This window comes from Klebsiella pneumoniae (assembly GCF_000742135.1).
Taxonomy (GTDB): Bacteria; Pseudomonadota; Gammaproteobacteria; order Enterobacterales; family Enterobacteriaceae; genus Klebsiella; species Klebsiella pneumoniae.
Genome location: NZ_KN046818.1, coordinates 641,935 through 666,625, shown reverse-complemented (window position 1 = coordinate 666,625; position 24,691 = coordinate 641,935). Strand labels below are relative to the sequence as shown.

Annotated in this window: 24 protein-coding genes and 2 pseudogenes; 17 read left to right on the top strand and 9 right to left on the bottom strand. The window is 56.9% G+C overall.

All coding sequences use genetic code 11. From position 1 onward, the window contains the following. The first annotated feature begins 64 nt into the window (after window positions 1-64). From thpR to panD, 9 genes and pseudogenes are all read left to right on the top strand, one after another. Window positions 65-601 carry an RNA 2',3'-cyclic phosphodiesterase gene (gene thpR / locus DR88_RS21835; RefSeq protein ID WP_004177389.1) on the top strand — a complete coding sequence of 179 codons (537 nt, stop codon included), beginning with the start codon at window positions 65-67 and terminating at the stop codon, window positions 599-601. Beyond that, window positions 601-1,317 carry a DNA/RNA nuclease SfsA gene (sfsA, locus tag DR88_RS21840; protein WP_002888848.1) on the top strand — a complete coding sequence of 239 codons (717 nt, stop codon included), beginning with the start codon at window positions 601-603 and terminating at the stop codon, window positions 1,315-1,317. The genes thpR and sfsA overlap by 1 nt, the downstream gene beginning before the upstream one ends. 162 nt (window positions 1,318-1,479) lie before the next feature. Continuing rightward, entirely contained in the window at window positions 1,480-1,935 is a 456-nt protein-coding gene (gene dksA / locus DR88_RS21845) for an RNA polymerase-binding protein DksA (protein WP_002888845.1), read from the top strand. A gap of 59 nt (window positions 1,936-1,994) precedes the next feature. Next, window positions 1,995-2,876, top strand: a complete 882-nt coding sequence (gluQRS, locus tag DR88_RS21850) for a tRNA glutamyl-Q(34) synthetase GluQRS (protein ID WP_004145903.1) — start codon at window positions 1,995-1,997, stop codon at window positions 2,874-2,876. A gap of 62 nt (window positions 2,877-2,938) precedes the next feature. Continuing rightward, a pseudogene (gene pcnB / locus DR88_RS21855) lies at window positions 2,939-4,280 on the top strand (polynucleotide adenylyltransferase PcnB). Beyond that, window positions 4,277-4,756, top strand: a complete 480-nt coding sequence (gene folK, locus DR88_RS21860; RefSeq protein ID WP_021467518.1) for a 2-amino-4-hydroxy-6-hydroxymethyldihydropteridine diphosphokinase — start codon at window positions 4,277-4,279, stop codon at window positions 4,754-4,756. Before pcnB ends, folK begins: the two are co-directional and overlap by 4 nt. Before the next feature lie 120 nt (window positions 4,757-4,876). After that, complete coding sequence (panB, locus tag DR88_RS21865) at window positions 4,877-5,668, top strand: 3-methyl-2-oxobutanoate hydroxymethyltransferase (RefSeq protein ID WP_002888841.1); 792 nt, start codon at window positions 4,877-4,879, stop codon at window positions 5,666-5,668. 11 nt (window positions 5,669-5,679) lie between these two features. Further along, a complete protein-coding gene (panC, locus tag DR88_RS21870; RefSeq protein ID WP_002888835.1) occupies window positions 5,680-6,534 on the top strand; it encodes a pantoate--beta-alanine ligase in 855 nt (284 codons plus the stop codon). Between the two features lie 92 nt (window positions 6,535-6,626). Next, window positions 6,627-7,007: an aspartate 1-decarboxylase gene (panD, locus tag DR88_RS21875; RefSeq protein WP_002888834.1), complete on the top strand. Its 381-nt coding sequence runs from the start codon at window positions 6,627-6,629 to the stop codon at window positions 7,005-7,007. Between the two features lie 35 nt (window positions 7,008-7,042). Here panD and DR88_RS21880 read toward each other — a convergent pair whose 3' ends face one another. The 4 genes from DR88_RS21880 to DR88_RS21895 form a co-directional block, all read right to left on the bottom strand. Next, window positions 7,043-8,296 carry a polysaccharide deacetylase family protein gene (locus tag DR88_RS21880; protein WP_004147109.1) on the bottom strand — a complete coding sequence of 418 codons (1,254 nt, stop codon included), beginning with the start codon at window positions 8,294-8,296 and terminating at the stop codon, window positions 7,043-7,045. A gap of 58 nt (window positions 8,297-8,354) precedes the next feature. After that, on the bottom strand, window positions 8,355-8,795 hold the full coding sequence (locus DR88_RS21885) for a PTS sugar transporter subunit IIA (protein ID WP_004177394.1): 441 nt from the start codon (window positions 8,793-8,795) through the stop codon (window positions 8,355-8,357). A gap of 122 nt (window positions 8,796-8,917) precedes the next feature. Next, on the bottom strand, window positions 8,918-9,688 hold the full coding sequence (locus DR88_RS21890) for an ABC transporter permease (RefSeq protein WP_002888827.1): 771 nt from the start codon (window positions 9,686-9,688) through the stop codon (window positions 8,918-8,920). After that, window positions 9,685-10,611, bottom strand: a complete 927-nt coding sequence (locus tag DR88_RS21895) for an ABC transporter ATP-binding protein (RefSeq protein ID WP_002888823.1) — start codon at window positions 10,609-10,611, stop codon at window positions 9,685-9,687. The genes DR88_RS21890 and DR88_RS21895 overlap by 4 nt, the downstream gene beginning before the upstream one ends. A gap of 184 nt (window positions 10,612-10,795) precedes the next feature. Here DR88_RS21895 and can point away from each other — a divergent pair, with 184 nt between their 5' ends. Then, complete coding sequence (can, locus tag DR88_RS21900; protein ID WP_002888821.1) at window positions 10,796-11,458, top strand: carbonate dehydratase; 663 nt, start codon at window positions 10,796-10,798, stop codon at window positions 11,456-11,458. A gap of 59 nt (window positions 11,459-11,517) precedes the next feature. Here can and hpt read toward each other — a convergent pair whose 3' ends face one another. Next, the gene (gene hpt / locus DR88_RS21905) at window positions 11,518-12,054 is read right to left on the bottom strand and encodes a hypoxanthine phosphoribosyltransferase (RefSeq protein ID WP_002888819.1); all 537 of its coding nucleotides are present in this window, start codon (window positions 12,052-12,054) and stop codon (window positions 11,518-11,520) included. 4 nt (window positions 12,055-12,058) lie between these two features. Continuing rightward, a complete protein-coding gene (locus tag DR88_RS30325; RefSeq protein ID WP_012542835.1) occupies window positions 12,059-12,178 on the bottom strand; it encodes a hypothetical protein in 120 nt (39 codons plus the stop codon). An 80-nt stretch (window positions 12,179-12,258) separates the two neighbouring features. Between DR88_RS30325 and DR88_RS21910 the strand changes: the two genes are divergently transcribed. After that, on the top strand, window positions 12,259-14,649 hold the full coding sequence (locus DR88_RS21910) for a glucose/quinate/shikimate family membrane-bound PQQ-dependent dehydrogenase (protein ID WP_002888816.1): 2,391 nt from the start codon (window positions 12,259-12,261) through the stop codon (window positions 14,647-14,649). 83 nt (window positions 14,650-14,732) lie between these two features. On the opposite strand, the gene cueO is transcribed toward DR88_RS21910, so the two are convergent. Further along, window positions 14,733-16,331 (bottom strand): multicopper oxidase CueO, encoded by a 1,599-nt coding sequence (gene cueO / locus DR88_RS21915; protein ID WP_004147105.1) that lies wholly within the window; start codon window positions 16,329-16,331, stop codon window positions 14,733-14,735. A 145-nt stretch (window positions 16,332-16,476) separates the two neighbouring features. On the opposite strand from cueO, the gene DR88_RS21920 reads away from it, so the two are divergent. From DR88_RS21920 to speD, 6 genes and pseudogenes are all read left to right on the top strand, one after another. Further along, a complete protein-coding gene (locus DR88_RS21920; protein ID WP_002888808.1) occupies window positions 16,477-16,824 on the top strand; it encodes a YacC family pilotin-like protein in 348 nt (115 codons plus the stop codon). A gap of 247 nt (window positions 16,825-17,071) precedes the next feature. Beyond that, window positions 17,072-17,482: a YuaE family lipoprotein gene (locus DR88_RS21925; RefSeq protein WP_004191979.1), complete on the top strand. Its 411-nt coding sequence runs from the start codon at window positions 17,072-17,074 to the stop codon at window positions 17,480-17,482. A 581-nt stretch (window positions 17,483-18,063) separates the two neighbouring features. Continuing rightward, window positions 18,064-18,303 (top strand): annotated as a pseudogene (locus DR88_RS31825) (peptidylprolyl isomerase); the annotation flags it as partial. A gap of 261 nt (window positions 18,304-18,564) precedes the next feature. Continuing rightward, on the top strand, window positions 18,565-19,338 hold the full coding sequence (locus DR88_RS31820; RefSeq protein ID WP_306174558.1) for an FKBP-type peptidyl-prolyl cis-trans isomerase: 774 nt from the start codon (window positions 18,565-18,567) through the stop codon (window positions 19,336-19,338). 149 nt (window positions 19,339-19,487) lie between these two features. After that, a complete protein-coding gene (gene speE / locus DR88_RS21935) occupies window positions 19,488-20,348 on the top strand; it encodes a polyamine aminopropyltransferase (protein WP_002888741.1) in 861 nt (286 codons plus the stop codon). A 24-nt stretch (window positions 20,349-20,372) separates the two neighbouring features. After that, window positions 20,373-21,167, top strand: coding sequence for an adenosylmethionine decarboxylase (gene speD, locus DR88_RS21940; protein ID WP_002888739.1), 795 nt, complete (start codon window positions 20,373-20,375; stop codon window positions 21,165-21,167). Window positions 21,168-21,239: 72 nt separating this feature from the next. On the opposite strand, the gene yacL is transcribed toward speD, so the two are convergent. Together yacL and acnB are read right to left on the bottom strand one after the other, a co-directional pair. Next, window positions 21,240-21,602, bottom strand: a complete 363-nt coding sequence (gene yacL / locus DR88_RS21945) for a protein YacL (RefSeq protein ID WP_002888737.1) — start codon at window positions 21,600-21,602, stop codon at window positions 21,240-21,242. 186 nt (window positions 21,603-21,788) lie between these two features. Next, the gene (gene acnB, locus DR88_RS21950; RefSeq protein WP_002888735.1) at window positions 21,789-24,386 is read right to left on the bottom strand and encodes a bifunctional aconitate hydratase 2/2-methylisocitrate dehydratase; all 2,598 of its coding nucleotides are present in this window, start codon (window positions 24,384-24,386) and stop codon (window positions 21,789-21,791) included. Window positions 24,387-24,691 lie beyond the last annotated feature (305 nt).

Genomic DNA, 24,691 nt, shown 5'->3' with positions numbered 1-24,691 from the left:
CCGGGGGTTAACATTCAGGGGTTCGCATTGTAGCATCCCCCTAATTCATTACCGAGTCTCTATCATGTCTGAGCCGAAAAGGCTGTTTTTTGCGCTTGAACTGCCGTCTGCCGTCCAGAAGCAAATTGTCCAGTGGCGGGCTACGCACTTCCCCGAAGATGCCGGCAGGCCCGTCGCGGCGGATAATCTTCATCTGACGCTGGCGTTTCTCGGCGAGGTGAGCGCGGAAAAACAGCGGGCGCTGGCCGCTCTCGCTGGTCGCCTGCGCCAGCCGGGCTTTACCCTGACGCTGGACGATGCCGGACAGTGGCTACGTTCGCGAGTGGTGTGGCTCGGAACCCGCCAGCCGCCGCGCGGCCTGCTGCAGCTCGCCAGCATGTTGCGCGCTCAGGCGGCGCGCAGCGGCTGCTATCAGAGCCCGCAGCCGTTTCACCCGCATATTACCCTGTGGCGCGATGCTCGCCAGGCGGTGCCGATCCCGGCCCCCGGCTTTCGCTGGACGTTTCCGGTGAACGAGTTCGTGCTCTATGAGTCCAGCTTTAGCCGGGGGCGCACGCGCTACACGGCGCTGGAACGTTATCCGTTTGATAAGGAAAGTTGATGCAGTTTGATCCGCCGTTGCAGCCCGCCATTTTGCTTAAACGTTACAAACGATTTCTTGCTGACGTGGTCACCCCCGATGGCCGCGAGCTGACGCTCCACTGCCCGAATACCGGGGCGATGACCGGCTGCGCCGCCCCGGGCGACACCGTCTGGTATTCCACCTCAGACAATGCGAAGCGCAAATATGCCCACACCTGGGAATTAACTGAAACCCAGCAGGGCGCAGTTATTTGCGTCAATACGCTGCGCGCGAATTCTTTGGCGAAAGAGGCGATTTCCGCCGGAATAATTCCTGAACTTTCAGGCTATAACCAGCTGAAAAGCGAAGTGAAATATGGCGAAGAGAATAGCCGTATCGATATTATGTTACAGGCAGATGACCGACAAAACTGCTATATTGAAGTGAAATCGGTTACGTTGGCGGAGAAAGAATACGGTTATTTTCCCGATGCGGTGACCACGCGCGGTCAGAAGCACCTGCGGGAACTGATGGCCGTCGCGGCAAATGGCGACCGCGCGGTGATTTTATTTGCCGTCCTGCATTCGGCAATTGACCGTTTTTCTCCCGCGCATCATATTGATGCCAGATACGCACAGCTGTTAACAGAAGCCCAGGACAAGGGGGTGGAAATTCTCGCCTGGAAAGCGGAACTTTCTACGACGAGGATGACTCTGAATAAGCCGATCGCCGTGGTGTTAAACCCCGGTAAATAAGTGGCTAAATAGTGTTCGGGTCGCAAGCGCGAATACGCTTTTCTTCACAGGGTTGTCAAGTGTAACGTTTAGATAATTGCTATCCGGAAAAGCATCTGCTATTTATAGCGGCCTGATTTTCCCCCACATGGGGATCGATAGTGCGTGTTAAGGAGAAGCAACATGCAAGAAGGGCAAAACCGTAAAACATCGTCCCTGAGTATTCTCGCCATCGCTGGGGTGGAGCCGTACCAAGAGAAACCGGGCGAAGAGTATATGAACGAAGCCCAGCTGGCGCACTTCAAGCGTATTCTTGAAGCATGGCGTAATCAACTCAGGGATGAAGTGGATCGCACCGTATCGCACATGCAGGATGAAGCAGCTAACTTCCCGGACCCGGTAGACCGTGCCGCCCAGGAAGAAGAGTTCAGCCTGGAACTGCGTAACCGCGACCGCGAACGTAAACTGATCAAAAAGATCGAGAAAACGCTGAAAAAAGTTGAAGACGAAGACTTCGGCTACTGCGAATCCTGCGGCGTGGAGATCGGCATTCGCCGTCTGGAAGCGCGTCCGACAGCGGATCTGTGCATTGACTGCAAAACCCTGGCGGAAATTCGCGAAAAACAGATGGCGGGCTAATCCCCTGCTGCCTCACTCTCTGGCGGGAGTCTCTCCCGCCTGGTTCTGTTGTCCGTACCATGACTGACTCACGCTATATAGGGCGCTTCGCCCCCTCCCCCTCCGGCGAACTCCACTTCGGCTCTCTGATCGCCGCGCTCGGCAGCTACCTGCAAGCCCGCGCGAACCAGGGTATCTGGCGTGTTCGTATTGAAGATATCGACCCGCCGCGCGAAGTCCCCGGTGCCGCCGATACCATCCTGCGCCAGCTTGACCACTACGGTCTGCACTGGGATGGCGACGTGCTGTGGCAGTCGCAACGGCACGAAGCCTACCGCGAGGCGCTGACGTGGCTGGGCGAGCAAGGGCTGAGCTATTACTGCACTTGCACCCGCGCGCGGATCCACGCCGTGGGCGGGATCTACGACGGCCATTGCCGCGACCTCGGGCTGGGGGCAGAAAACGCCGCGCTGCGCCTGCGCCAAACCCGTCCGGTGCTGCAGTTTAGCGACCGTCTGCGCGGCACGCTCATCGCCAATGAACCGCTGGCGCGTGAGGATTTTATTATCCACCGTCGCGACGGGCTGTTCGCCTACAACCTGGCGGTGGTGGTCGACGACCACTTTCAGGGGATCACCGAGATTGTCCGCGGCGCAGACCTGATTGAGCCGACGGTGCGGCAGATTTCGCTGTATCAGCATTTTGGCTGGCAGGCGCCGGATTACCTCCATCTGCCGCTGGCTCTCAATGGCGACGGCAATAAACTCTCTAAACAAAACCACGCGCCGGCGCTGCCGGAAGGCGATCCGCGCCCCGAAATCGTCCGGGCGCTCCGCTTTCTGAATCAGGCGATCCCCGAGGAGTGGCAGGCCCTGAGCATCGATGATTTACTCGCCCAGGCCGTCGCCAACTGGCAGCCGGCGAAAATCGAGCATTCTCAAATGGCTCCCGCTGAGCTATGATTAGCCGCTATTTTTACACTGTACAGTTGATCTGAAGTCCGTCTGACACTACGAGGTGCACCATTTTTACCCGAGTCGCTAATTTTTGCCGTAAGGTGCTAAGCCGTGAGGAGCGCGAGGCAGAAGCCGCCGTCGAACCAACGCCTATGACGGTGATCCCGCGTGAGCAGCATGCTATTTCCCGCAAAGATATCAGTGAAAACGCCCTCAAGGTCATGTACCGCCTCAACAAGGCGGGCTACGAATCCTGGCTGGTCGGCGGCGGCGTCCGCGACCTGCTGCTTGGCAAAAAGCCAAAAGATTTTGACGTTACCACCAACGCCACGCCGGATCAGGTACGCAAGCTGTTCCGCAACTGCCGTCTGGTTGGGCGACGTTTCCGCCTGGCGCATGTGATGTTCGGGCCGGAAATCATTGAGGTCGCCACCTTCCGTGGCCATCACGAAGGGCATACCACCGATCGCGTCACCTCCCAGCGGGGCCAGAACGGCATGCTGCTGCGCGATAACATCTTCGGCTCGATCGAGGAGGATGCCCAGCGTCGCGACTTCACTATCAACAGCCTCTATTACAGCGTGGCGGACTTTACCGTTCGCGACTACGTCGGCGGCATGAAGGATCTGCAGGACGGCGTGATCCGTCTGATCGGCAACCCGGAAACCCGCTATCGCGAGGATCCAGTGCGCATGCTGCGCGCGGTGCGCTTTGCCGCCAAGCTCAATATGACCATCAGCCCGGAAACGGCTGAACCGCTGCCGCGCCTGGCCGCCCTGCTCCACGATGTGCCGCCGGCGCGTCTGTTCGAAGAAGTGCTCAAGCTGCTACAGGCCGGGTATGGCTACCAGACCTACATGCTGCTGCGGGAATACAGCCTGTTCCAGCCGCTGTTCCCGACCATCACCCGCTACTTTACCGAGCGCGGCGACAGCCCGATGGAGCGGATCATCAGCCAGGTGCTGAAGAATACCGATACCCACATTCATAACGATATGCGCGTCAATCCGGCCTTCCTCTTCGCGGTGATGTTTTGGTATCCGCTGCTGGAGACGGCGCAAAAAATCGCTCAGGAGAGCGGCCTGGCGTACTACGACGCCTTCGCCCTGGCGATGAACGATGTGCTGGACGAAGCCTGCCGTACGCTGGCGATCCCTAAGCGCATCACCACCCTTATTCGTGATATCTGGCAGCTGCAGCTGCGCATGTCCCGTCGTCAGGGCAAACGCGCCTGGAAGCTGATGGAGCATCCGAAATTCCGCGCCGCCTATGACCTGCTGGAGCTACGCGCCGGCGCCGAGAACAACCACGAACTGCAGCGCCTGACCAAATGGTGGGGCGAATTCCAGGTCGCCGCGCCGTCGTCACCGTCGTCCGCGCAAGCGCGCACCGCGCCAGGGTAGCGCATGACTCTGGTCTATATCGCTCTTGGCAGCAACCTTGCTTCTCCACTGGAGCAGGTGCAGGCGGCTATCCGCGCCCTGGGCGAAATTCCGCACAGCCGCGTGGTCGCCGTCTCTTCGTTCTACCGCACGCCGCCGCTGGGCCCGCAGGATCAGCCGGACTATCTCAACGCCGCCGTTGCGCTGGAAACCGCCCTGCCCCCCGAGACGCTGCTCGATCATACTCAGCGCATCGAACTGCAGCAGGGGCGAGTGCGCAAAGCCGAACGCTGGGGGCCGCGCACGCTGGACCTCGATATCATGCTGTTTGGCGATGCTGTCATTAACAGCGAGCGCCTGACCGTTCCGCACTACGATATGAAAAACCGCGGCTTTATGCTCTGGCCGCTGTTCGAGATCGCCCCGGACCTTCACTTTCCTGACGGCCTGGCGCTGCGCGCCGTGCTGGATAATCTCGGCGCGGAAAAGCCCGCCAGCTGGTAATCCCCTCTCCCTTTTTTAGCATTTGCGGCGATCGTCGTAATCGGTTGCCCAAAATCATTGCCCCTCTGAATGCTGCTGTTAGAATGCCGGTTAATATGACTTTCATCATCAGGAAATGTTATGAAACCGACCACCATTGCCCTGCTGCAGAAATGCAAACAGGAAAAGAAGCGCTTTGCCACCATTACCGCCTACGATCACAGCTTCGCGAAGCTGTTCGCCGATGAAGGCATAAATGTGCTGCTGGTAGGCGACTCGCTGGGAATGACGGTGCAGGGTCACGACTCCACCCTGCCGGTTACCGTGGAAGATATCGCCTATCACACCCGCGCCGTCCGCCGCGGCGCGCCAAACAGCCTGCTGCTTGCCGACCTGCCGTTCATGGCCTATGCCACCCCCGAGCAGACCTTTGCAAATGCCGCCATCGTGATGCGCGCTGGCGCCAATATGGTCAAACTCGAGGGCGGCGCCTGGCTGGCCGACACCGTGAGGATGCTGGCGGAGCGCGCGGTGCCGGTTTGCGGCCATCTTGGCCTGACGCCGCAGTCGGTGAACGTATTCGGTGGGTATAAAGTGCAGGGTCGCGGCGATGCGGCGCAGACCCTGTTTGAAGACGCGTTAGCGCTGGAGGCGGCGGGTGCGCAGCTGTTGGTCCTGGAGTGCGTGCCGGTTGAACTGGCGAAGCGCATCACCGACGCTCTGACCATTCCAGTGATCGGCATCGGCGCGGGCAACGTCACCGACGGGCAAATCCTCGTGATGCATGACGCTTTCGGCATTACCGGCGGCCACATTCCTAAATTTGCCAAGAATTTCCTTGCCGAAGCGGGCGACATCCGCGCCGCGGTGCGGCAGTATATTGCCGAAGTCGAATCCGGAGTCTATCCGGGCGAAGAACACAGTTTCCATTAAGGAGTCTTGTTGTGCTGATTATTGAATCCGTACTGCTGCTGCGGCAGCATATCCGCCGTCTGCGTCAGGAAGGTAAGCGTATCGCGTTGGTCCCGACAATGGGCAACCTGCATGATGGTCATATGAAGCTGGTTGATGAAGCCAAAGCCAGTGCGGACGTGGTGGTGGTCAGTATTTTCGTCAATCCGATGCAGTTTGACCGCGTCGACGACCTGGCGCGCTACCCGCGCACCTTACAGGATGATTGCGAAAAGCTGAACAAACGTCATGTCGACTTTGTCTTCGCGCCGACGCCGGCGGAAGTGTACCCCCAGGGTACTGAAGGCCAGACCTACGTCGACGTTCCGGGATTATCCACCATGCTCGAAGGCGCCAGCCGCCCGGGCCATTTCCGCGGCGTGTCGACCATCGTCAGTAAGCTGTTCAACCTTGTTCAACCAGACGTCGCCTGCTTCGGCGAGAAAGACTTCCAGCAGTTGGCGCTGATCCGCAAGATGGTCGCCGACATGGGCTACGACATTGAGATCATCGGCGTGCCGATCGTCCGCGCGAAAGATGGCCTGGCGCTGAGTTCGCGTAACGGCTACCTGACCGCCGACCAGCGCAAAATCGCGCCTGGTCTGTATAAAGTGCTGAGCGCGGTGGCGGAAAAGCTGGCCGCCGGCGATCGGCAGCTCGATGAGATCATCGCTATCGCTGAACAGGAGCTGAATGAGAAAGGCTTCCGCGCCGACGACATTCAGATCCGCGATGCCGACACCCTGCTTGAGCTGACCGATGCCAGCCAGCGCGCGGTGATCCTGATGGCCGCCTGGCTGGGGCAGGCTCGCCTGATCGACAACCGGATCGTCACGCTCGCTCAGTAGACAGCGGGTAAAAATCGGGCAATACTGCCCGGGCTTTTCTCAGGGCGGGCGCCGTGTCCGCTCTGCTACATTAAGGTTGAAGGGTAGAAGTTATGATGCGTAATATGCTGCAGGGCAAGCTCCACCGCGTAAAAGTCACGCAGGCGGACCTGCACTATGAAGGTTCTTGCGCCATTGACCAGGACTTCCTGGATGCGGCCGGTATTCTGGAGAATGAAACTATTCACCTCTGGAACGTCACCAACGGCAACCGTTTCTCCACCTACGCCATTGCCGCCGAGCGGGGCTCCCGGATCATCTCCGTTAACGGCGCCGCCGCGCACTGCGCCAGCGTCGGCGATATTTTGATCATCGCCAGCTTCGTTACCATGTCGGACGAAGAGGCGCGCAGCTGGCAGCCTAACATCGCCTACTTCGAAGGCGACAACGAAATGAAGCGCCAGGCGAAAGCTATTCCGGTACAGGTCGCCTGATGGCCGCGACGCTGCGCTCAGGCGCAGCGTCGGTATTACCCCTGCGGCTGGTTACTGATCAGCCGCGACATCGTCTCCAGCGAATCCGTGCGTAAGATATATAACCGCTTTAACAGAAACGGATTGTCCCCCGGCTTCACCTTCCCACGCACCGTCGTTACCGCCATATGAAACCCGGCGTCATTCGCCGCCTGCACCGCCGTAGCGTTATAGCCGCCGAAGGGATAGGAAAGGTAGAGAACGTGCGGATTAAACTGGCTCAGCGCCCGGCGCGAGCGGGCGAAATCAAACAGAATATTATGGTAATTGCGACTGAATAAAATCGGCCGCCGGCCGGCGTCAACCCGATGCAGGAAGTGAGTATGCGACTGAATATCAAAGACGTCCTGGATCTGGCATAGCTCGGAAATGCTCATAAACTGCAGGGATTTCGGATCCCACTTCTGCGGATGGCGCTTAATACGCGAGGAGATAATAAACGCGGTGGCATGGAAACCGTACTGTTTCAGCACCGGATAGGCGTAGCGGTTCACCGATTTCAAGCCATCATCGAAAGTGATCGCCACCGCCCGCGCCGGGAGATTGATTTTATTACGCACATAGCCTTCCAGCTGATACAGGGTCAGCGTGGTATAGCCCTGATCGCGCAGCCAGGTCATCTGATTCGTGAAGGCGCGAACCGAGGTGGTGGTCGACGTATGACGAAAACGGGTGTTCTCTTCATCGCGCAGAATATGGTGATAGGTCAGCACGGGAATACCGTGATCCTCCTGCGCGTCCAGACTACTGACCCACGCCAGCCGGTCGCCAATGCGGATCTGAAACCAGGTCTGATTGAGCCGGTCCTTCAGCTTGCTGAGGATCGGATAGCGCAGATTGTTGGCCAGCGTGCCGAACGGCGCGCTGCTTACCGAGGGAGCGTCATAGAGCGGTGTATCTTTCCAGGTGAGTAAATTTTGGTTACTCAGCGGTTTATTAAGATCCCCCAGACGGTCCTCCACCCGCTGCTTGCCCTGCACCGGCTCGAGATGCCCTTTATCAATAAACCCGGTGCCAAAGCCGAAACGAAACTCATAGTAGTCAGCCGCCGTCGGGACGACTGCGAGGATCTGCCCGGCACGAACATTGCCGACGCTGACCACATGGTTTCCCACCTGCGCCCAGATGACCGCGTCTTCGGTGGTTTGCATATAGCGCACAGCCTTGCCCTGCTGGCTAAGCAGGCTGGCGGAGGCGCTGAGTGAGGTCAGGAAAAGAAGCAGGGTCAAAAATCGGGCAAGCATACGCATCAAACCGTTATACCATCAACGGCGGTTATTGTAACAAAAGCGGTATCTGTCCCGCTGCTTAATTTCCCCAGGCATCATGGCGCAACCGGAACGGGGGGTTCTTCTGCTGCTGATGCCACAGGCTGCTCACCATCGGCCCGCCCGCGCTGACGATCGCCTGGCGAAACGCCACGCTGCTTAACGTGCCTCGCAGGAGATACATTCGCTCAAGGAGTGGATAGCTGACGCCGGAGATCACTTCGCAGTGGGTATGTTTGTGACTCATCAGCGCCGCGGCCCGATAAGGCGCCGCACCGGTTTTGTCAGTGAGAAAAATGACCCCGTCCCCGGAGTCGGTGGCATGCAGCGCATCGCACATCATCCGGCTCAACATATTGCTGCTGAGATTGCGCCAGTAATTGACCGCCCGGCACTGGGCCAGCGGACCAAACTTTTGTTCAAGACGATCCAGCATCTCCTGCGCCAGCTCATCGTGACAGGTAATGACCCATCCGAGCATGCTTCCCTCCTTAGCCAGCGAATAATGTAGCAAGGTGAAGATGACGTATCGGTGATGGGAGTCAAAGATAAGCGGTTAGCGCTTCGCATATTTACTTCAGGAAGCGCTAACCATGATGAGTATCAGCTACGCAGGCCGCGACCGCGCTGAATTAACGACCAGCACAGCAGATAGAAGGCGACAATGAACACCACCAGCACGGCGAAGGTGGTCGCCAGCGGGACGTCGTTGATACCGAGGAAGCCGAAGCGAAAACCGCTGATCATGTAGACGATGGGGTTCAGATGCGACAGCCCCTGCCAGAACGGCGGCAGCAGGGTCAGCGAGTAGAACACCCCGCCGAGATAGGTCAGCGGCGTCAGCACAAAGGTCGGGATCAGGCTAATGTCATCAAAGGTCTTGGCAAACACCGCGTTCAGCAGCCCGGCCAGCGAGAACAGCACCGCGGTGAGGAGCAGCGTCAGGGCGACAAACAGCCAGGAGTGAACCTGGAACGGCACAAAGAATAGCGACACCGCGGTCACCAGGATACCTACGCACAGTCCTCGCGCTACCCCGCCGCCCACGTAGCCGGCGATAATCACATGCGTCGGCACTGGCGCCACCAGCAGCTCTTCAATATTGCGCTGAAACTTGGCGCTGAAGAAGGATGAAGCGACGTTGGCGTAAGCGTTAGTGATCACCGCCATCATGATCAGGCCCGGGACGATAAACTGCATATAGGTAAAACCATGCATCTCACCAATACGCGAGCCGATCAGGTTGCCAAAGATCACGAAATACAGGGTCATGGTGATCACCGGCGGCACCAGCGTCTGCACCCAGATGCGCATAAAACGGTGGATCTCTTTGGTCCAGATGCTTTTCAGCGCGACCCAATAAAGCTGCATCATGCTGATTCTCCTTTTCGCTCATGCACCAGCGTGACAAACAGCTCTTCCAGACGGTTGGCTTTGTTACGCATACTCAGTACCTGCACCCCCTGGGCGCTCAGCTGCGCGAAGACGCTGTTAATTCCCTGCTCACGCAGAACCTCCACTTCCAGCGTCGAGGTATCGACCAGCTGGTACTGATAGCCTTCGAGCTTCGGCACCGGGCTTTTTGGCGCGAGGTCAAGAATAAAGGTCTCTGACTTCAGCTTCGACAGCAGCGCTTTCATCGAGGTGTTTTCCACCAGCTCGCCGTGCTGGATGATGCCGATGTTGCGACATAGCATTTCGGCCTCTTCGAGATAGTGGGTGGTCAGGATAATGGTGGTTCCGCGATCGTTGAGATCCTTGAGAAAGCCCCACATCGAGCGACGCAGTTCAATATCGACGCCGGCGGTCGGTTCGTCGAGGATCAGCAGCTTCGGCTCATGCATCAACGCGCGGGCGATCATCAGACGGCGCTTCATCCCGCCGGAGAGCATCCTCGCGCGTTCGTTGCGTTTTTCCCACAGGTCGAGCTGTTTTAAATACTTTTCACTGCGGGAAAGGGCTTCTTTACGCTCAACGCCGTAGTAGCCCGCCTGGTTAACGACGATCTGCTGCACGGTTTCGAACGGGTTGAAGTTAAACTCCTGCGGCACCAGGCCAAGCTGGCGCTTGGCATTGACGACGTCTTTCTCCAGATCGTAGCCAAAGACATTGACCTGACCAGAGGTTTTGTTCACCAGCGAGCTGATGATGCCGATGGTCGTGGATTTTCCGGCCCCGTTCGGGCCCAGCAGGGCATAAAAATCCCCCGCTTCGACCTGCAGGTCGATCCCCCGCAGCGCCTGAACCCCGCCGGGATAGGTTTTTTTGAGCTGTTTTAATTCCAGAGCAATGGTCATTAAATATCTCTTCTCGTGTCGTGACACGTCATTAACCCGCCTGACTCACGTTTGCGCTGGACCGGCGCTGACGCCGCCAACGCATCTGCAGCCTGAAGTATCACGGGTTAAGATGGTTTTAAAAAAGGTGAGCTTACCCTATATTAGCGCAACGCACTTACTTGGTTACAGGCCGATAACGTCCATGAATGATATAGATACACTCATCAGCAACAATGCACTATGGTCAAAAATGCTGGTGGAAGAGGACCCCGGCTTTTTTGAGAAACTGTCGCAGACGCAGAAACCGCGCTTCCTGTGGATTGGCTGTTCGGACAGCCGCGTTCCCGCTGAGCGACTCACCGGCCTGGAGCCTGGCGAACTGTTCGTGCATCGTAACGTAGCGAACCTGGTGATCCACACCGATCTCAATTGTCTGTCGGTGGTGCAGTATGCCGTCGATGTCCTGGAAGTCGAGCACATTATTATCTGCGGCCACTACGGCTGCGGCGGCGTGCAGGCGGCGGTGGAGAACCCGGAGCTGGGGCTTATCGACAACTGGCTGCTGCATATCCGCGATATCTGGTTTAAGCACAGCTCGCTGCTCGGTGAAATGCCAGAGGAGCGCCGTCTGGATACCCTTTGTGAACTGAACGTGATGGAACAGGTGTACAATCTGGGACATTCGACGATTATGCAATCCGCGTGGAAGCGCGGACAGAAGGTGACCATCCACGGCTGGGCTTACGGGATTCACGACGGACTGCTGCGCGATCTGGATGTCACCGCTGTGAGCAGGGAAACCCTCGAACAGCGCTATCGCCACGGGATCTCCAACCTCAAGATCAAGCACATCAACCACAGATAGCCTTCAGACTTCGCCACCCTGGAGAGCGCGGCGTGCGCTGTCCAGAGTGGGATATCACCTTACTCGTCCAGCAGGGTGACTTTGCCGATATACGGCAGATGGCGGTAGCGCTGAGCATAGTCGATACCGTAGCCCACCACGAACTCATCCGGAATCGCGAAACCGACGTATTCAACCGGGACGTTCACTTCGCGGCGGCTGGGTTTATCAAGTAGCGTACAAATGGCCAGCGATTTCGGCTCGCGCAGGCTGAGGATTTCGCGAACTTTAGACAGGGTATTGCCGGAGTCGATGATGTCTTCCACGATCAGAACGTCTTTACCACGGATGTCTTCATCCAGATCTTTAAGGATTTTCACATCACGAGTGGTGGACATGCCGCTGCCGTAGCTGGAGGCGGTCATAAAATCGACTTCATGCGGCACCTGCACTTCACGGCACAGGTCTGCCATGAACATAAACGAGCCGCGCAGCAGCCCCACCAGCACCATTTCGCTGCCGCTGTTCTGATAATGTTCGTTGATTTGACGACCCAGTTCCGCGATACGCGCTTTGATCTCGGATTCCGGGATCATCACTTCTACAGTATGTTTCATAATACTAACCATTTGATTCTAAATATAAATCATCAAAGCCGCTGCTTTCGCCCCGACGATGACCGGCAAGCCATCCAGTATACCAGCAAAAAGAAATCTTCGGTGCAGGGATTAATAAAGCCATATTTGTGATTCCGATCACACTTGTTAAATCCTATAATTAATTGCAGTTAAAAAATTTAACAAACACATGAGTAACTTTTTATGGCTGAAACAAAGTCTCAACAATCAAGGCTCCTGGTGACGCTGACTGCGCTATTTGCAGCGTTCTGCGGCCTCTATCTATTAATCGGCGGGGCATGGCTGGTCGTGCTTGGCGGCTCCTGGTACTACCCTATCGCCGGGCTGGTGATGCTGGGCGTGACCGTAATGCTGTTCCGCGGCAAGCGCGCTGCGCTGTGGCTGTACGCCGCGCTGCTGCTGGCGACCATGATCTGGGGCGTCTGGGAAGTTGGTTTCGACTTCTGGGCGTTGACGCCGCGTAGCGATATCCTCGTCTTCTTTGGCATCTGGCTGATCCTGCCCTTTGTCTGGCGTCGTCTGCCGGTGCCTTCCGCTGGCGCCGTTGGCGCGCTGGTCGTCGCCCTGCTGATCAGCGGCGGCATGCTGACCTGGGCTGGTTTTAACGACCCGCAGGAAGTCAACGGCACCCTGAGCGCCGACGCTACGCCGGCCGCACCGATTTCCACCGTCGCCGACGGCGACTGGCCGGCCTATGGCCGTAACCAGGAAGGCCAGCGCTTCTCCCCGCTGAAGCAGATTAACGCCGATAACGTGAAGAACCTGAAGGAAGCCTGGGTGTTCCGCACCGGCGACCTGAAACAGCCGAACGATCCGGGTGAAATCACTAACGAAGTGACGCCGATTAAAGTCGGCGATACGCTCTTCCTGTGTACCGCTCACCAGCGCCTGTTTGCGCTGGACGCCGCCACCGGTAAAGAGAAGTGGCATTTTGACCCGCAGCTGAACGCCGATCCGTCGTTCCAGCACGTCACCTGCCGCGGTGTTTCTTATCACGAAGCGAAAGCGGATAACGCCCCTGCCGACGTCGTCGCCGACTGTCCGCGCCGCATTATCCTGCCGGTGAACGATGGTCGCCTGTTCGCGGTAAACGCCGACAACGGTAAGCTGTGCGAAACCTTTGCTAATAAAGGTATTCTCAATCTGCAGACCAACATGCCGGTCACCACGCCGGGCATGTATGAACCCACTTCACCGCCGATCATCACCGATAAAACCATCGTGATTGCCGGCGCGGTCACCGATAACTTCTCTACCCGCGAGCCGTCAGGCGTGATCCGCGGCTTTGATGTGAATACCGGTAAACTGCTGTGGGCCTTCGATCCGGGTGCGAAAGATCCGAACGCCATCCCGAGCGATGAACATCACTTCACGCTCAACTCGCCGAACTCATGGGCGCCTGCCGCCTACGACGCTAAGCTGGATCTGGTCTATCTGCCGATGGGCGTGACCACTCCGGACATCTGGGGCGGCAACCGTACGCCGGAGCAAGAGCGTTATGCCAGCTCGATTGTGGCACTGAACGCCACCACCGGTAAGCTGGCCTGGAGCTATCAGACCGTCCATCACGATCTGTGGGATATGGACATGCCTTCCCAGCCGACGCTGGCTGATATTGAGGTCAACGGCAAAACCGTACCGGTCATCTATGCCCCGGCGAAAACCGGCAACATCTTCGTGCTGGATCGTCGTAACGGCGAGCTGGTGGTCCCGGCGCCGGAAAAACCAGTACCGCAGGGCGCTGCCAAAGGTGATTACGTTACCAAAACCCAGCCCTTCTCCGATCTGAGCTTCCGTCCGAAGAAAGATCTGACCGGCGCGGACATGTGGGGCGCCACTATGTTCGACCAGTTGGTGTGCCGCGTGATCTTCCACCAGCTGCGCTATGAAGGTATCTTCACCCCGCCGTCTGAGCAGGGCACGCTGGTGTTCCCGGGTAACCTGGGGATGTTTGAATGGGGCGGTATCTCCGTCGATCCGAACCGTCAGGTGGCTATCGCCAACCCGATGGCGCTGCCTTTCGTCTCAAAACTGATCCCGCGCGGGCCAGGCAATCCGATGGAGCCGCCGAAAGATGCGAAAGGCTCTGGTACCGAGTCCGGCGTGCAGCCGCAGTACGGCGTCCCGTACGGCGTAACGCTGAACCCGTTCCTGTCGCCGTTCGGCCTGCCGTGCAAACAGCCGGCCTGGGGGTATATCTCCGCCCTGGATCTGAAAACCAACGAAGTGGTATGGAAAAAACGTATCGGTACTCCGCAGGACAGCCTGCCGTTCCCGATGCCGGTTAAACTGCCGTTTACCATGGGGATGCCGATGCTGGGCGGTCCGATCTCCACGGCCGGTAACGTCCTGTTCATCGGCGCGACTGCAGATAACTACCTGCGCGCGTACAATATGAGCAACGGCGAGAAGCTGTGGGAAGCCCGTCTGCCAGCCGGCGGTCAGGCGACTCCGATGACCTACGAAGTGAATGGCAAACAGTATGTTGTCATCTCTGCCGGCGGTCACGGCTCGTTCGGTACCAAAATGGGCGATTATATTGTCGCCTATGCGCTCCCGGATGACGCCAAATAAAACGCAAAACGGCAACGAAAGTTGCCGTTTTTTTTGGTGTTCCGTCCTTCTTCCCGTTGGGGATGGCAGCAGGTCGCAGAGACTTAAACCGTGAACCCCAACATCATCCCGGTGTCTTCATGTTCCAGCAGGTGGCAGTGTGCCATATAGGCAAACTCCTTCGGCGCCGGATGATCAAACTTCACTAATACTTCACTCACGTCCCCTTCCACACGAACGGTGTCTTTCCAGCCGCGACGATGCGCCGCTGGCGGCTTGCCGTTTTCGCTGAGGATACGGAACTGGGTGCCGTGGATATGGAACGGATGCAACATCATGTCGCCCTTACCAGAAATCACCCAGCGCTCATACTGGCCTCTGGCGGCGGCAAACATCGGCTCATTCATGTCGAAGGCTTTGCCGTTGATGCGGTTGGCGTTATGGAAATCAAAGCCCTCGCCTGACGACATGCCATGCTCCATGCCGGATCCGTGGTTCATGCTCATGTCGCCGTGATGCATATTCCCCATGTCGCTCATGTCGCCATGCCCCATCATGCCGTGATCCATTCCGGCCATCGCCTGGTCGCCATACTTCTCCATCAGCGCCTGCATGCCCATCCGGTCGAGCATCGGATCCATCGACAGCTGGAGCTGACGCTGCGTCAGCCCCGTCAGGGACGGTAACGCCGGGAGAGCGGCCAGAGTATCCAGCAGCTTGCCGGAGGCGGGAATGACCAGCGGCTGGACGCGCAGTACCGGCTGTGGTTTATCAAAAGGCGCAATCGCCATGCCCATCTGGCTCACCGGCAGGGTCACCAGATCGAAAGGTTTACCGTCGCTGGTGTCCACCAGCACCTCAAAGCGTTCCCCCATCAAGACCGGCAATTCATCGACCTTGACCGGCTCGGCCAACAGACCGCCATCGCTGGCCACTACGTACAGCGGGCGCTTATCGCTGGTGGCAAAATTGAGGGAACGGGCATTACAGCCGTTCAGCAAGCGCAGGCGCAGCCAGCCGCGCGGCGCGGCATGTTCGGGATAGAGGGCCCCATTGGTCAGTAGCGTATCGCCAAACCAGCCGACGGCGGCGCTCATCACATCCAGCTGATAGTCGATCTCGCCGGCGGCGGTGAACTTCTTATCCTGGACGATCACCGGCACATCATCGATTCCCCACTGCTTAGGCAGCAGCAGGCGCCCGCTCTCTTCATCCTCGATCAGCACCAGGCCGGCCAGGCCCATCGCCACCTGCCGGCCGGTGCTTCCATGCTGATGCGGATGAAACCAGCAGGTCGCCGCCCGCTGCGTTGGCGTGAAGCTTACCGTGCGGGTGGCACCCGGCGCGATAACCCCCTGTGGCCCCCCGTCGACCTCGCCCGGTACCTCCAGACCATGCCAGTGCAGCGTGGTCTCTTCCGCCAGCTGGTTAGTAATATCCACCGTGACGGTCTTCCCCTGCGTCAACTGCAGCGCAGGGCCCAGCAGCGACCCGTTGTAGCCCCAGGTAGTGGCATTCAGGGCGCCAAACCGCGTTTTGCCCGCCTGGATCCTGAGCGCGATGCGGTTGCGCGCATCGGCGGCTAACAGCGACGGTATCGGCAGAGCCGGGCGACTGGCGGCAAAGACCGCCCGGCTCCATAACGGCAATGCGCTGGCCATGCCGACCGCGGCGGTCAGTTTGAGGAAGTCTCGACGTTGCATATTCACATCCTTTTATTCTGCGGGCGAATATTTGAGCTTAAACCCTACCGTAACGGGAAGGTCAAGCAGAAGAGTAAGAATAAAGATCGGCGCTGTGTAAAGAAGTATGCTAATTTGAAGCGTCGGTGATCTAATGGTAGAAAAAATGAAGACGCTTTTCAGAACAATGGTACTCGGCAGCCTGCTTGCTCTCTCCGCCAACAGCTACGCGCTCAGCGAATCCGAAGCGGAAGATATGGCTGATTTAACCGCGGTTTTTGTGTTTCTGAAAAACGACTGTGGCTACCAGAACCTGCCCAACACGCAGATCCGTCGCGCGCTGGTGTTCTTTGCCCAACAGAACCAGTGGGACCTGAGCAACTATGACAGCTACAACATGAAAGCGCTTGGCGAAGACAGCTATCGCGATCTTAGCGGCATTAACATTCCGACGGCGAAAAAATGTAAAGCGCTGGCCCGCGATTCGCTCAGCCTGCTGGCTTACGTTAAATAATTCCCTGCGCGGGCGGTAACGCTCCGCGCCTTTAGCATTTCAATTTCCCCCTTTAAATATTTATATTTATTATTGTATATAAACAAACCTTATTTAATTGCGAACCTATCAATTTGCCAAATAAAGTAAACCCATAATAATGAAGAATGACTAAAAAACTAATAAAATATCATTATTCATATATTGCAAAATAAAAAGCACCCTTCTAGAATCCGGTAAAAATATACCTACTTCATGGACTGAAATTGTGAATATCTCGCTGACATTTCGTGTTATCCCACTCGCCGCGCTGTTAGTAGCCGGCTGTAGCAATACCTCTTCCCGCCAGCCGGTTAAACCGATCGCCACGCCGCTGACGTCACAGCAGCAGGCAGAGCAGGAGCGGGCGGCCAGCGAACAAGCGCGCATTGAATCCTGTCGCCAGGCGCTGGATTCGCTAAAAGAGGTTAACCCACAGCAAGCCACTAAACTCAGCAATGACTTTAACGCTTTAGTGCGCGCGGCGTCACAATACAATAGCGTGCGCGAGAAAGTGGCGGATCCTACCCGGCTTGGCATTGACTCCATGTATCAGTTTAAATCCATCAAACTGTGCGCCGATATCCAGAAAACGCTGATCGATAGCCTGGTACAGCGTGGTGAAAGCAAACAGCCATGAACAGAGCCGCCACGCTGACCCTCAACGCGCCCCTGCTGATGCTCGTCGCTGCGCTGGCGCTTTCAACCCCCTTCACCGCCGGCGCCGCGCCGGCCTTTCTTGATTACGCCCAACAGCAAACCCAGCAATCTCAGGCGCAAGAAAAAAACGATGCCGCAAGCGCAAAACAAACACAAGAAAGCCGCCAGAGCGCAGATAATAAAAAAACCGGTACCAACACTTCACAATTACAAAAAAGAATCACCAGCCAGCAGGCGGCGATTGCACAAAAAGATAAGCTTATACAGCAATTAAAAAAACAGCTTGCCGCTACGCCGCAAACGGATACTGCCGGAGCGAATGAGCAAGCGGCGTTGAATAAGAGAATTAATGAATTACAGGTCGCCTTAAGCGCCGCTACTGCAGAAAAAGAGGCATTAATAAAAAAAGCAGGCGTTGTGCAGAATAATAATCTACAGCAAAGCCAGGCCGCGGCGCGTCAGCAGATCCAGCAATTAACGACGCAGATTCAGCAAGCCGAAGCTGAAAATAAACGCCTCAGCGCCAGCTTTACCACGCTTAATAAAGATAAACACGCGCTAATGACCCAACTGGCCACAACGGAAAAAGAGAAACAGGCCGCTCTTGAGCAGGTCAAAGCGCTTAACGCTGACAAACAGCCGCTGGCGACCCGGCTGGCCGCCGCGGAAAAAGAGAAACAGGCCGTCCTCGAGCAGGTTAAGGCCCTTAACGCCGATAAGCAGTCGCTGACTATTCGCCTCGCCGCTGCGGAGAAGGCGCAGCAGGCCGCTCTTGACCAGGCTAAAGCGCTTAACGCTGACAAACAGCCGCTGGCGACCCGGCTGGCCGCCGCGGAAAAAGAGAAACAGGCCGTCCTTGAGCAGGTTAAGGCCCTTAACGCCGATAAGCAGTCGCTGACTATTCGCCTCGCCGCTGCGGAAAAGACGCAGCAGGCTGCCCTCGATCAGGTCAAAGCCCTTAACGCCGATAAACAATCACTGTCCACCCGGCTGGCCGCCGCGGATAAAGTGCCGCATGGCCCCGCTAACGACGCCGCTGCGCCAAAAAATGAGCCACCAGAGATGGCGGCCATAGTGGCAGCCTATCGCCTGCAGGCGGATAAAGACAACGCCCAGCTACGGATGAAAGAAGATGAAATCGAACTGCTGAGAACGCAGCTTTCTGTACAGTCCAAAACGCGCAGCGGCGAGAGCGCCGCTGCCAAACTCAGCGCATCGGGAGAACAGCAGGCTTATGCGATCGGCGCCTCGATGGGAAGCGAGGCGCTCAACGTCCTTACCACCCGTCGCACTCAGGGAGTTACCGTCGACGCAGGCCTGGTGCTGCAGGGCATCGAAGATGCCTTTCGCGGCCAGCTTCGTCTCGGAGAGCAGGAACGTAACAAGGCGCTGTTTGATGTGTCGCAGCAGGTTTTTCAGAACCTGAATAAAATAGAGCAGAAAAACATCAGTGCCGGCAAGAAATATCAGCAGGCGTTTGCGCGCAAAAAAGATGTGGTCTTTAAAGAGGGCGTCTACAGCCGCATCGATTACCCGGGTAAAGGAAAAATAAGCGGTAACGACCTGGTTACCGTGGTGATCAAAGAGATGCTGACGGACGGGACGGTGATCAACGATATGGAAGCGAAAGATCAGGCGCTTACGCAAAAGCTGGATGCCTATCCCCCGGTGTTTCGCGAACCGCTGAAGCGTCTACAGAACCACGGCTCCGTGACGCTCGTCGTCCCGCCTGAAAAGGCCTATGGCAGTAAAGGATTACCGCCAAAAATCCCGCCAGGCGCCACCATGGTTTATTCCGTGCGGATAGTAGATAGCCAACCCGAGCCGGCAAAATAGCCTCATCCTCTCCACCGCCCTTCCGGGGCGGTGGCTGTTATTCCTGCCTCATTGCTGCAATAACCGCCGTGCATCCTCATCTATAGTTGTCTATGATGTTGCACTCGTTTTACGGGTGTAACAGATGTTAACGAAGGAGGAGCCTTATCGTGGCCGATAATCCACTGTGGCATGAAACGCTGCATGACCATTTTGGTCAGTATTTTAGCGTTGATAACGTGCTGTACCACGAAAAAACCGATCATCAGGATCTGATCATCTTTGATAACCGCGCCTTTGGCCGGGTGATGGCGCTGGATGGCGTCGTACAAACCACCGAACGCGACGAGTTCATCTATCACGAAATGATGACCCATGTGCCGCTGCTGGCTCACGGCAACGCGAAGCATGTGTTGATCATTGGCGGCGGCGATGGCGCGATGCTGCGCGAAGTCTCTCGTCACCGTAGCATCGAAACCATCACCATGGTGGAAATCGACGCCGGGGTAGTTTCATTCTGCCGCCAGTACCTGCCGAACCATAACGCCGGCGCCTATGACGATCCGCGCTTTACGCTGGTGATTGATGATGGCGTCAATTTTGTTAATCAGACGACGCAAACGTTTGACGTGATCATTTCGGACTGTACCGACCCTATCGGCCCGGGAGAAAGCCTGTTCACCTCGGCTTTTTATGAAGGCTGCAAACGCTGCCTGAACCCGGGTGGGATCTTTGTTGCCCAGAATGGCGTCTGCTTCCTGCAACAGGATGAAGCGGTAGGCAGCCATCGCAAGCTAAGCCACTATTTTCGCGACGTCAGCTTCTACCAGGCGGCAATTCCAACCTATTACGGCGGGATCATGACCTTTGCCTGGGCGAGCGACAATGAGGCGCTGCGCCATCTCTCCAGCGAAATCATTCAGGCGCGCTTTCACAAAGCCAACCTGACCTGCCGTTACTACAATCCGGCAATCCATACGGCGGCCTTCGCCTTACCACAATATCTGCATGATGCTCTGTCCGCACCGTGACGCGAAATAAGGGGGTGAACTAAATTGAAAAAATTGAAGCTGCACGGCTTTAACAACCTGACCAAAAGCCTGAGTTTTTGTATCTACGATATCTGTTACGCCAAAACGGCAGAAGAGCGCGACGGCTACATCGCCTATATCGACGAACTCTATAATGCCAATCGCCTGACGGAGATCCTGACAGAAACCTGTTCTATTATTGGCGCCAATATCCTGAATATCGCCCGTCAGGATTATGAACCCCAGGGCGCCAGCGTGACCATTCTGGTCAGCGAAGAGCCTGTCGATCCCAAGCTGATTGACCAGACCGAACATCCTGGCCCGCTACCGGAAACCGTGGTCGCCCATCTCGATAAGAGCCATATCTGCGTGCATACCTACCCGGAGAGCCATCCGGAGGGCGGCCTGTGCACCTTCCGCGCCGATATCGAAGTTTCAACGTGCGGCGTCATTTCCCCGCTTAAAGCGCTGAACTATCTGATTCACCAGCTGGAATCGGACATTGTGACCATTGACTACCGCGTGCGCGGCTTTACCCGCGATATCAATGGGATGAAGCATTTTATCGATCATGAAATCAATTCGATTCAGAACTTTATGTCCGACGATATGAAGTCGTTGTATGACATGGTCGACGTCAACGTTTATCAGGAAAATATCTTCCATACCAAAATGTTGCTCAAGGAGTTCGACCTTAAGCACTACATGTTCCATACCCGACCGGAAGAGTTGACTGCCGAAGAGCGCAAGGTCATTACCGACCTGCTATGGAAAGAGATGCGCGAGATTTACTACGGCCGCAATATTCCTGCCGTGTAATCTATGGAATGCCCGGCGGCGCTTTTGCTTGCCGGGCCTGTAGTTCTGCGCCACCCGACATAAAAGGCGTCATTAACGCTGCTGCATAAACTCACGATAGGCGGCGACTACCTGCAGGAAATCCTCAACACCGCACAGAGAGAGACTTTCTTCGTCGTAGTAGCTCATCCCCTCCTCGATTTCGTCGCCGGAAAACTCCAGCTGATTGGCGCGGATCATCACCTCTTCGCCATCCAGCCACAGCGTATATTCATGCCCGGCACGCTGCCAGGAACGCTCGCTGCCCTTCACGGTGCGCGCAGCCTGCTCCACTTCGTCCAGCAGAGCAAGATTGCCTTTCACCTCCTCGTTGAACCAGTGGCCAATCGCCTCGTGATCCATCGACATTCGCACCTTTACCACTCCGGTAATATCGCGCAGAAATTCGTAATCCATAGTCTTTTCCTCTGCAAGGGCAATGCGTCACCGCTGCACTGTACCCATGCAGTAATTATCGCAGCAGACAGAAAGAAAAAAAGCGTAGCGGGCGGGAGGTTTGGAAATAAAAATGCCCGGTGATGCAATGTTCACCGGGCATTGGAGAGTTTATCGCCAAACGGTCAGCCGAGCTGACCGAATGGTTTACACCGCGGTCTGGAAGATCACGCCGTCAGCTTTTTCAGTGTACTGATCCAGCTGGTTGAAGTTCAGATAACGGTAGGTATCTTCCGCCGTCTTATCCACCTGCGCCACGAAGGTCTGGTACTCTTCCGGCGTCGGCAGTTTGCCGAGCAGCGAAGCCACCGCTGCCAGTTCGGCAGAGGCCAGATAGACGTTAGCGCCGGTACCTAAACGGTTCGGGAAGTTACGGGTAGAGGTGGAAACCACCGTCGCGCCGTCGGCCACGCGCGCCTGGTTACCCATACACAGGGAACAGCCAGGGATTTCGATACGCGCCCCGCTCTTACCAAACACGCTATAGTAGCCTTCTTCGGTCAGCTGCGCGGCATCCATACGGGTTGGCGGCGCCACCCACAGGCGAGTCGGCAGTTGGCCTTTGTGGCTATCCAGCAGCTTACCGGCGGCACGGAAGTGGCCGATGTTGGTCATGCAGGAGCCGATGAACACTTCGTCGATCTTCTCGCCCTGCACATCAGACAGCAGGCGGGCATCGTCCGGATCGTTCGGCGCGCACAGAATCGGCTCTTTAATATCCGCCAGATCGATGTCGATCACTGCCGCGTATTCCGCGTCAGCATCGGCTTCCAGCAGCTGCGGATCCGCCAGCCATTTTTCCATGCCCTGGATACGACGCTCCAGGGTACGGCGGTCGCCGTAGCCTTCGGCGATCATCCACTTCAGCAGAACGATGTTGGAGTTCAGATACTCAACGATCGGCTCTTTATTCAGCTTGATGGTGCAGCCGGCGGCAGAACGCTCCGCCGAGGCATCGGTCAACTCGAACGCCTGCTCGACTTTCAGATCCGGCAGACCTTCGATCTCGAGGATGCGACCAGAGAAGATGTTTTTCTTACCTTTCTTCTCCACGGTCAGCAGGCCCTGCTTGATGGCGTACAGCGGGATGGCGTGGACCAGGTCACGCAGGGTGATCCCCGGCTGCATTTTACCTTTGAAACGCACCAGCACCGATTCCGGCATATCCAGCGGCATCACGCCGGTCGCGGCGGCGAAGGCCACCAGACCAGAGCCTGCCGGGAAGGAGATGCCGATTGGGAAACGGGTGTGGGAGTCACCGCCGGTACCCACGGTATCCGGCAGCAGCATGCGGTTCAACCAGGAGTGAATCACGCCATCGCCCGGACGCAGAGAAACACCGCCGCGGTTCATGATGAAGTCCGGCAGAGTGTGGTGCGTGGTAACGTCAACCGGCTTCGGGTAGGCCGCGGTGTGGCAGAAGGACTGCATCACCAGGTCTGCAGAGAAGCCCAGGCACGCCAGGTCTTTCAGCTCATCACGGGTCATTGGACCGGTGGTGTCCTGAGAACCGACGGAGGTCATTTTCGGTTCGCAATAAGCGCCCGGACGGATACCGGCAACGCCGCAGGCGCGGCCAACCATTTTCTGCGCCAGCGAGAAGCCGCGGGTGCTTTCCGCCACGTCTTTCGCCTGACGGAAGACATCGCTGTGCGGTAGGCCCAGCGCTTCACGCGCTTTGGTGGTCAGACCGCGACCGATGATCAGCGGAATACGGCCGCCGGCGCGCACTTCGTCGATCAGCACATCGGTTTTCAGCTCGAAGCTGGCCAGCAGTTCGTTGGTCTCGTGGTTACGCACTTCGCCTTTGAACGGGTAAACGTCGATTACGTCGCCCATGTTCAGGTTAGACACATCAACTTCGATAGGCAGCGCGCCCGCATCTTCCATGGTGTTGAAGAAAATTGGCGCGATTTTACCGCCCAGACACAGGCCGCCGCCGCGCTTGTTCGGCACGTTCGGGATATCGTCGCCCATAAACCACAGCACCGAGTTGGTGGCGGATTTACGTGAAGAACCGGTCCCGACCACGTCGCCGACGTAGGCCAGCGGGTAGCCTTTCTGCTGCAGGGCTTCGATCTGTTTGATTGGGCCAACCACGCCCGGCTGATCCGGCTCAATGCCTTCGCGGGGGTTTTTGAGCATTGCCAGCGCATGCAGCGGGATGTCTGGGCGCGACCACGCATCCGGCGCCGGAGAGAGATCATCGGTGTTCGTTTCGCCGGTGACCTTGAAGACGGTAACAGTGATTTTCTCTGCCAGCTGCGGACGGTTCAGGAACCATTCGGCGTCAGCCCAGGATTGCATAACCTGTTTAGCATGCTCGTTACCCGCTTTAGCTTTCTCTTCCACGTCGTAGAAGTTATCGAACATCAGCAGGGTGTGGGAGAGCGCTTTCGCGGCAATCGGCGCCAGTTTCGCGTCGTCCAGCGCATCGATCAGCGGATGGATATTGTAACCGCCCTGCATGGTGCCCAGCAGTTCAACGGCTTTTTCAGGGGTAACCAGGGGGGAGGTCGCTTCGCCTTTGGCGATCGCGGCAAGGAATCCAGCTTTAACATAGGCGGCTTCGTCGACGCCCGGCGGTACACGGTTAATCAGCAGGTCTAACAGGAATTCTTCTTCGCCCGCAGGCGGGTTTTTCAGCAGTTCTACCAGCGCGGCCATTTGGGTTGCATCTAAGGGTTTGGCAACAATCCCCATGGCGGCACGCTCAGCTACGTGCTTACGGTATTCTTCTAGCACGACGGTTCTCCTCGCTCTCATTGTCATAATGCGGCCTACACGTCTTCAATCAATCTGCCTCTGTCCTGGCTTAGCTTGCCGCGTGACGCATCTTGAAGGATTTAGTGGCTGGGCGATTTTCTTCACGCTCCTGTGAGACAGCAGTTTGTAGGGTAAATGCCCGATACCGCGTCGGCAGCATAGCAGGATTTTTGAAAGGTGTTAATCTGTTTACAAAAAAGCAACATTAAAATTTAGCTGAATCGTTAAGGGCAGGATATTGCAGGCTTTCTGTTCAAATCCCACGACAAAAATTCCTTTCCGCG